Below are 1,416 nucleotides of genomic sequence, written 5' to 3' on the forward strand. Positions count from 1 at the left end.
CCACCTTGTTGGAGTGGACGGCCCCCGAACGGCATCGAGATGTGCCAAATTGAGTCGTCGAAGAACTCAAACGAAGGAGCCGCCCGTGGACAAGATTATTCGTATTGGCATGGATACGTCAAAACACGTCTTCCAGCTGCATGGTGTGAACGCCGCCGAACAACCGGTTCTGCGCAAGAAGATGCGCCGCAAGGAAATGGTGGATTTCTTTGCGAAGCTCCCGCCGACCGTCATCGCGATCGAAGCTTGTGGCGCCTCGCATCATTGGGCGCGGCTGCTGGAAGGGTTCGGCCATGAGGTCAAGCTAATTGCGCCGCAGCTTGCGAAGCCCTACGTCAAGCGCGGCAAGAATGATGCCGCGGATGCCGAGGCGCTATGCGAGGCGATGAGCCGTCCGACAATGCGGTTCGTGCCTGTGAAGAGCGCCGAGCAACAAGCGGCATTGATGCTGGTCGGCATGCGTGAGCGTGCTGTCGCCGCCCGAACCCAGCTGGCCAATACGATCCGCGGCTATGCTGCAGAATTCGGAGTTACCGCAGCCCAAGGCCTGTGTCATATTCCGCGCTTGCTGGACCGGATCATGGCTGATGAGACCATTCCTGCTCTTGCGCGCGATCTGTTTGCGTCACTGGCGGCAGAGTTCGCGCAGATGAAGGAACGCCTGAAGGAGATAGAGGCGAAGCTAATGGCCTGGTACCGGAGCGACGAGTGCTGTCGGCGCCTCGCCACGATCCCCGGTGTCGGGCCGATCGGTGCGGTTTTGTTGGTGATGAAAGCGCCCGCACCGGAGCAGTTTACATCCGGAAGGCAATTCGCCGCGTGGATGGGGCTGACGCCCCGGGATCACTCGACCGCCGGCAAAGTCAGACCGGGTGTCATTACGCGAGCCGGTGATGAGATGTTGCGCAAGACACTCGTCGTCGGCGCGACTTCATTGCTCCGGCAGGTGAGAGCGGGCAGAGGCAGTAACGCCTCGCCCTGGCTCACCGACCTGCTTCGGCGCAAGCCGCCAAAACTTGTGGCCGTGGCACTTGCCAACAAGATCGCCAGGATTGCGTGGAAAATGATGATCTCGGGCGAAGCCTACAAAAACACCAATGCGCGACCAGTGGTGGCCTGCGCGGCGTGACCAGATCGGCCAGTCACGGTGAGCAGGAGAAAAACGCTACCGTGCTGAGCTGATGCGTGACCTTGCAGGAAACCTGAAGATGGTGTGATCGATCGATCCAAGACGTGGGACACCCCGTATGTGCCAATGGCCCGATGTGGCCGTCACCTTGTTTGGAACCCATGTTGCGGAATCCATCTTGGCCAGCGTTCATGTTCGAGCGCACCAACAGGCCGGACATATGAACGCAAGCGATCCGATCAAAATCGTCAGAGTATTCTTGCGGGGAGGAGGCCGTCCACATATGG

Annotated in this window: 2 protein-coding genes; one reads left to right on the forward strand and one right to left on the reverse strand. The window is 59.7% G+C overall.

Translation table 11 applies throughout. The features are described 5' to 3' along the window. Positions 1–85 precede the first annotated feature (85 nt). A complete protein-coding gene (locus tag C8N44_RS23025) occupies positions 86–1,129 on the forward strand; it encodes an IS110 family RNA-guided transposase (RefSeq protein ID WP_107979007.1) in 1,044 nt (347 codons plus the stop codon). A gap of 13 nt (positions 1,130–1,142) precedes the next feature. Here C8N44_RS23025 and C8N44_RS23720 read toward each other — a convergent pair. Then, a partial coding sequence (locus C8N44_RS23720; RefSeq protein ID WP_210204225.1) for a hypothetical protein occupies positions 1,143–1,416 on the reverse strand: 274 nt, incomplete at its 5' end.

The sequence above is a fragment of the Allosediminivita pacifica genome, assembly GCF_003054175.1.
Taxonomy (GTDB): Bacteria; Pseudomonadota; Alphaproteobacteria; order Rhodobacterales; family Rhodobacteraceae; genus Allosediminivita; species Allosediminivita pacifica.